Origin of the sequence: Mesorhizobium sp. M7A.F.Ca.CA.004.12.1.1, assembly GCF_003997835.1 — a bacterium.
In the GTDB taxonomy this organism is placed as follows: Bacteria; Pseudomonadota; Alphaproteobacteria; order Rhizobiales; family Rhizobiaceae; genus Mesorhizobium.
Genome location: NZ_RZRK01000407.1, coordinates 1 through 5,582 on the forward strand (window position 1 = coordinate 1; position 5,582 = coordinate 5,582).

The 5,582-nt window shown below is 58.5% G+C and carries 8 protein-coding genes and 1 pseudogene; all 9 read right to left on the reverse strand.

Annotated features, from left to right (window positions below):
• Positions 1-989: hypothetical protein (locus tag EN984_RS20705; RefSeq protein ID WP_127383918.1), on the reverse strand; the 989-nt coding region annotated here is incomplete at its 3' end.
• Positions 986-1,459, reverse strand: coding sequence for a hypothetical protein (locus tag EN984_RS20710; RefSeq protein WP_127268285.1), 474 nt, complete (start codon positions 1,457-1,459; stop codon positions 986-988). The genes EN984_RS20710 and EN984_RS20705, both read right to left, overlap by 4 nt.
• On the reverse strand, positions 1,456-1,707 hold the full coding sequence (locus EN984_RS20715) for a DUF6074 family protein (RefSeq protein ID WP_128361561.1): 252 nt from the start codon (positions 1,705-1,707) through the stop codon (positions 1,456-1,458). The genes EN984_RS20710 and EN984_RS20715 overlap by 4 nt, the downstream gene beginning before the upstream one ends.
• Positions 1,707-2,273, reverse strand: a complete 567-nt coding sequence (locus tag EN984_RS20720; protein ID WP_127268283.1) for a hypothetical protein — start codon at positions 2,271-2,273, stop codon at positions 1,707-1,709. The genes EN984_RS20715 and EN984_RS20720 overlap by 1 nt, the downstream gene beginning before the upstream one ends.
• The gene (locus tag EN984_RS20725) at positions 2,273-2,455 is read right to left on the reverse strand and encodes a hypothetical protein (RefSeq protein ID WP_127268282.1); all 183 of its coding nucleotides are present in this window, start codon (positions 2,453-2,455) and stop codon (positions 2,273-2,275) included. The genes EN984_RS20720 and EN984_RS20725 overlap by 1 nt, the downstream gene beginning before the upstream one ends.
• Positions 2,452-2,796, reverse strand: coding sequence for a hypothetical protein (locus EN984_RS20730; RefSeq protein WP_127268281.1), 345 nt, complete (start codon positions 2,794-2,796; stop codon positions 2,452-2,454). The genes EN984_RS20725 and EN984_RS20730 overlap by 4 nt, the downstream gene beginning before the upstream one ends.
• An 88-nt stretch (positions 2,797-2,884) precedes the next feature.
• Positions 2,885-3,088 carry an excisionase family DNA-binding protein gene (locus tag EN984_RS20735; protein WP_127268280.1) on the reverse strand — a complete coding sequence of 68 codons (204 nt, stop codon included), beginning with the start codon at positions 3,086-3,088 and terminating at the stop codon, positions 2,885-2,887.
• A 418-nt stretch (positions 3,089-3,506) separates the two neighbouring features.
• Positions 3,507-4,724 (reverse strand): site-specific integrase, encoded by a 1,218-nt coding sequence (locus tag EN984_RS20740; RefSeq protein ID WP_127268279.1) that lies wholly within the window; start codon positions 4,722-4,724, stop codon positions 3,507-3,509.
• 587 nt (positions 4,725-5,311) lie between these two features.
• Positions 5,312-5,582, reverse strand: a pseudogene (locus EN984_RS20745) (isochorismatase family protein); the annotation flags it as partial.

A 5,582-nucleotide genomic window follows, 5' to 3' on the forward strand; every position in this document is an offset into this window, starting at 1 on the left:
GGATTGACGCGGTGGTAGCCGGCGAATGTGTTGGAGGCGATGACCAGACGGTCATTTTCAACGCGGCAAATCAGAGACGTGAAGGGTGATCCGGTATTTTTCCCCCACCGCTCCAGAAGAGCCAGGTTGTCGGCGGCGAAGAAGTTTTGCGACCGAATGAGCAGAAAGGCGAGGTCATCCAGCCGCTCAGGTAGCATGTCGGCTGAAGTCCCGCGACGGACTATCTCCTCTTCGTGGGCGCTGTCCAACTCCTCGCTTCGCCACACCGGCAGCGGTGTTTTTAAATCGTCCGCATCGCGCTGGAGGCTCAACAACTGCTGGTAAGGCACATAAGGCCGGCCCCAGAATTCCGAACCAGAAGCGAGGCCGAGAACATCGTTGACGATGACAGCGTTGCCGCTGGTATCCTTCACCCCGCTATCCACTTGGATTTCAATTCGGCCGCTATTGCGCGACAGTTCGCGCGAGAGCAACTTGGAGAGCCCCGACTCCTTCTTGTCGATTTCGGCTCGCAAGTCCTCGAGCGCCTTTGCCGGTTCGGCCAATGATCTGGCAAACTTCGCGATCCTGTCCACATTTTCAGCAAGAGCCGTCCATCGGCGCTGAAGGTGACGAATTCGGGCCTCTTTCCGATACCGCTCGTCGGCGATATCGAACTCGCCCTTGTAGTGCCGCTTGGCGCAGTCATGGCCGATAAATCTCACGACACGCTCATCGGGGAAGAAGGCCATCCGGCCGATCTTGAACCAAGGGCCTGTAGGATGACAAATAGGACATGGCACCATGTCCTGGTTTTCGCGCTTAAAGATTGGAACCTCGATCTCGCCTGATAGGAAGCGAAGTGTGCCAATGATTTCAGGCTTGGTGGTCGTCACATTCTCGAAGCGCTCCGGATGCCCAGTCGCGTTCGTAAACTCTAGCCACCGGTCAACATAGTCGTCGGATGGCTTCTCATCGAATACCGGGAAGGAAACGAGTGCGTTCGTCATTGAGGCACACCTTTCGAGGCGAGATAGTCGTTAATATTCACATGCCGCACTGGGGATGCGGCGCCGAACGTGCCGAGTTGAGAGGTGCTGAAGGCCCGCTTGGCTTGGGGATCGAACTTCGCCGAGGCGCCCTTCCGCAACCAGCCCGGAGCCTTGGCCGCATTGATCTTCAGGCGGTTCTCAGCCTTGCGCTGCTTTTTCGCCTCCCGCTTTTCCTTTCGGCTGAGGTTCCTTGAAATTCCACCGGAATCCGCAGATTTCCGGATGGCTTTCGCCGACCGTCTAGGCGCCGGTCCCGCAGAAAGGATCTTGGTGGATATCCAGTCAGCCCGCTTTTCAGCCGGCGATATAGGCGAGCCATCAAGCCGATCGGCCGCGCGCCACGCTTCCGCATTGGTCGGGAACGGTCCGGCCAATGTTGCCGTGCCGTCGACCACGACGAAGCCGTCTGCTGTCTCGATTACCGTCATGCTGCGTCGCCCTCATTGCGACGCGCGGCGCGCCGTAGCTCTTCCTGCACGGCGTCCGAAAATGTCTGCACCTCTTTCCTTATCGCGGCTTCGGTCATTCCGGCCCTGGTCAGTTGCCCGACGACGCCCGCGACAGTCTGGCGCCAATAGTGGTCAGCCGAACGACCGCGACGAGCCGATAGCAGTTCAGCCGTCCGTTTGATTTTTCCGAGACGACGAGCCATTGGAAAGCAGATCACGAGGCCCATCATGCAGCCCTCTCGCGCGTGTAAGCACTAAGGTTTGAACCTTCGGAGCCCCTTTTATCTTCTAAGGTGTGATCTAAGGTTTGATCATAAGGTATAAGGGTAACCACACCGTCACCCGCGCAGGTGACTGTCTGATTATCCAATGGGGTATTTGGACGATTACGTAAAGACGGCAGAGGTGACTGGATAATCACCTTGTTCTGGCGGTCGCAGACATACTCGTCCAGATCGGACAAAACGTCCATCGCCCAGCCAAAGTTCAGGACGTAGACTTGGGAGCGTTTCGCCGATCGACCGATGATTTGCTGCTTTTCGAGGGGAAGGCTTCGAACAGGGACGCGCGTAATCGCGCCCGCGTTCTGTAGAATTCGAAGCCACTTGGAAATCTGCTCAGGAGCATCGGCGCCGAGCATCTGGGAAATTGTTTCGCGCGTCGGCCAAGCGCAGCCGACAGCCTCGTTGTATTTATCCTGCAACTCGCCCGCCACTCGCACGGCTCCCGGCGAATCCCGGAAACCTTTGAAATAGCGGACCGCCCGGCCCCAAGCGTGTTTGTCCATCATCATCAGTGGGCCCTCGCCCGGATCAGCGCCGCTTGCCGGCAGGCCTCCACCGCGTCTTTGAGTGGCAATTTGAACCGCTCTTGGATCTGCGGGATTATCGCCTTCGTGCGATCCGCCGAGCCGGTAGCCAGCCAAGTGGCGGCGAGGTCGACCGGGCCTTGAGTATTGCCGATGCCGGTGCTCATGCGGCGTTAGCCACGTCTTCAAGGATCACGACCGGCGAGCTTAAGCGGTAGATTCCGTGCGAACCGGCGAACGGGCCGCCGTGGCTCTCGTACTCGGTTTCAATGGCGAACCCGAGCTTGCGCAGCTTGTGCGTGTAGTCTGACCATCGAGGCCCGGGATGCGTGATTGGTGTACAGCCACTTTGACCGGCTTTGACCAACTCGCGCATTGCCCAAGCTACGCGCCCGTCCAGTCGGATCGGATTTCCATCCGGCTCGACCTTGACGATGATGCTGAATTTGTTCGCGCTCTTAACAGAGTTTGCATTAACGCGACTCGCGTCGACTGCTATGAGGGGCATGTCATTCTTCCTTTTCCGATTTAGGTCCGCGATTGGAGGAGTGATTTTGAGGTAGGAAAGTAGGCGGCTGCTTTGGCGAGGAGACCGCTTACTTTCCGGCTTCATTGGCCGTCGCTCCTTTCGGAAGAGCATCGAGCCAGGCTTGCGCATCATCTTTGCGGATCAGGGTCTTCCGTCCTGCCTTGCGGTAAGGCAAGCGACCGGATTTCAGCTCTTCATAGAGCAACGAGCGACCGACGCCGAAAGCAGCGCAAAATCCCGAAACAGTAAATGCGTTTGGGCTTACTTCCATTTCAGTTCCTTCCTTTGGTTCGCGCCAAACAGACGCGGGTGATTTGTTACGGATTCTAGCGGATTTCGAGTCCCTCTGCACACCCTGGAGAGTGTTATCCCGAGGGATTTTGTACCCCTTTCATTCCAATGACTTAGCTGGTGTTTATCCACAGGTTGCCCACAGAGATGTTCAGCGTTCGTTCCCGTTCGACAGTAAAGCGAACGACATCCGGTAAAACGAGCCGCTGGTTTCTCTGGGGGTAAGGGACAGGAAAAACAGCAGGGCGCAGGCCTCTCTAGGAGAGGCTCTGCAAGCGTGGCACGGCAGAAAGCCGGGCCGGTCCCTCAAAACTGATTTTTTCCGAGTTCAACAGAACGATGTGAATCTCGGCGATTTGCCGCGTTTAGTCAATGGCATGCACGAGCGGATACCAACGTTATCTTACGACACGTAGATTACCCCGAGCCGCAGGCGCATTCAGATAGTTCGCCCAAGCAGACATCAGTTTGCGGCGCTTCTCCAATGCGTCCGACCGACGATAGGCATTCTCGACAGCATCGCCGACCTTGTGGGCAAGAGCAGCTTCCGCGACCTCGCGCGGGAAACTGGTCTCATCCCCGGCCCAATCTCGGAAGGCTGACCGGAAACCATGCGGCGTGTATTGCCCGACTTCCATGCGCCGCATCTGCATCGTCATCGCCATCACCGACAGCGGCATATCAACCGGCCGCTTGCTCTCCCCTGGGAAGACATAGTCCGACACGCGCGCATCGTAGAGCGGCGTCAGGATAGCCAGGGCGGCATCAGTCAGCGGCACCCTATGAAGGACGCCGGCCTTCATGCGATCAGCCGGCACAGTCCAGACCTTCTCGTCCAGATCGAGTTCGGGCCACTTGGCGCCTAACACTTCGCCAGAGCGCGCAGCCGTCAGGATGAGAAAGTCCATCGCCTTCGCCGACATAGCCTCAGACGCCCGCAGGCGCTTCACAAACGCCGGCACGTCCGCGTATGGCATAGCGGCATGGTGGCCGCGTGAAAGCTTCTTGCCCTTAGCCAGGAGGTGTTGCAGGTGACCGCGCCACAAGGCCGGGTTTTCTCCCGATCGATGACCTGCAGCTTTCGCCGCATCCAAGACCCGCTCAATCCGACCGCGCAGCCGTTGCGCCGTTTCCGGCTTCTCGAACCAGATCGGCTTCAGGATCTCCAGAATGTCGGCCGTGTCCACCTCGTCCACAGGCTTCTTGCGGATCGATTTGCAGTAGGCATCGCCGAGGGTCATTTCCCACTGTGCCTTGTGCTTGGCATTGCGCCAGCCCTTGCCGACAGCAGCGATCAGGTCTTCGGCGCATTTCGCGAATGTCGGCTTTTCGGTCTTGGCTTCCGTGTCGATCGGGTCAAGGCCACGGCGCAGGCGGTCCCGGCAGTCGGTGGCGGCAATGCGCGCATCCTTCAAAGATACGGAAGGGTAAGAGCCGAGGCCAACTTCCTTCCACTGACGGCCCTTTCCAGAGCCCTTGAAGTGGACGAAGGTCCAGGACTTGGTGCCTTCCTTCTTCGCCAACAAATAGAGCCCGCCGCCGTCGCTATGCCGCCCTGCCTTCAGGCCTTTGGCGCGGATGGTCGTTTCGGCCAGCAAGTTGAGTGAGCGAACCATTCCCTGCAACTCCGTTCCTAACTTCGATGCACGATGTTAGCGGATTTGACCGGACTACTGCAAACGCAGAACGCCGAAAGGCCAAGGGAATCAACGGGTTTTTGGTATATTAGCGGACGATGGCGGACTTAGGTTTAGAAGACACTTCCTCCGCCAGACGTCGAAGGTCCGTTCCGGAGACATGGGTAGCAGTTTGTACCTAAGACATGATGACAACCGCGTGCTTGACGGGTTGTCGATTGGTTGCAAGGTCCTCTGTTCCAGTCGATATGTCCGAACTGCGAGTCATCGTCTCGATCAGAGCGCCCGGTTGCGTCAGGCTCACTTTGAAGTTCGGATGGATGACTGTTATTTCCTCTCGGGAGCGCTCCGCCGAACATCTCCATGGTCCTTTCAATGAGGCGATAGATAGTCAGGCTGCGCCGGCTGCAGTTGCGGTCAATGGCTGGAGGAAGTGATCGTTGATGACACCGGCCGCCCCTGCATTCAGGCATGGGCGGCCGTCTTGTGGAGCGGGATGACGCGGCTCGATAAGCAGCCAGCCTGTTGGCGCGGGATCGCTCCAGCTTTCGTCACCTCCGCCCAGATCAGCCCGCGGCGCTCGGCACCGGCGTGTTGAGCAGCTGCTGTTCCCAGAGGTACGCGATGCCGCTGCCGCCGAAGTGCTGAATGAGAATCTCGGTCAGCTCCTCGACATGCTCGGTGCGCGCCCAATCGCGTTGCCATTCGCCAGTGAGCGCCATCACGGTCATCACGTTCGCGCCGGCCGCGATCATTCGCTGGATGGCAACTTCGTGAGACTCCCTCGAAATCCCGCCCGACGCGTCGGTGATCACGGTCACGTCCCAGCCTTCGCCG

What these genes read in the sequence shown, in the direction of transcription:
- EN984_RS20720 (WP_127268283.1), bottom strand. Translation starts at nt 2,273, where the DNA reads ATGATGATGGACAAACACGCTTGGGGCCGGGCGGTCCGCTATTTCAAA.
- EN984_RS20735 (WP_127268280.1), bottom strand. Translation starts at nt 3,088, where the DNA reads ATGGAAGTAAGCCCAAACGCATTTACTGTTTCGGGATTTTGCGCTGCT.
- EN984_RS20715 (WP_128361561.1), bottom strand. Translation starts at nt 1,707, where the DNA reads ATGGGCCTCGTGATCTGCTTTCCAATGGCTCGTCGTCTCGGAAAAATC.
- EN984_RS20710 (WP_127268285.1), bottom strand. Translation starts at nt 1,459, where the DNA reads ATGACGGTAATCGAGACAGCAGACGGCTTCGTCGTGGTCGACGGCACG.
- EN984_RS20740 (WP_127268279.1), bottom strand. Translation starts at nt 4,724, where the DNA reads ATGGTTCGCTCACTCAACTTGCTGGCCGAAACGACCATCCGCGCCAAA.
- EN984_RS20725 (WP_127268282.1), bottom strand. Translation starts at nt 2,455, where the DNA reads ATGAGCACCGGCATCGGCAATACTCAAGGCCCGGTCGACCTCGCCGCC.
- EN984_RS20730 (WP_127268281.1), bottom strand. Translation starts at nt 2,796, where the DNA reads ATGCCCCTCATAGCAGTCGACGCGAGTCGCGTTAATGCAAACTCTGTT.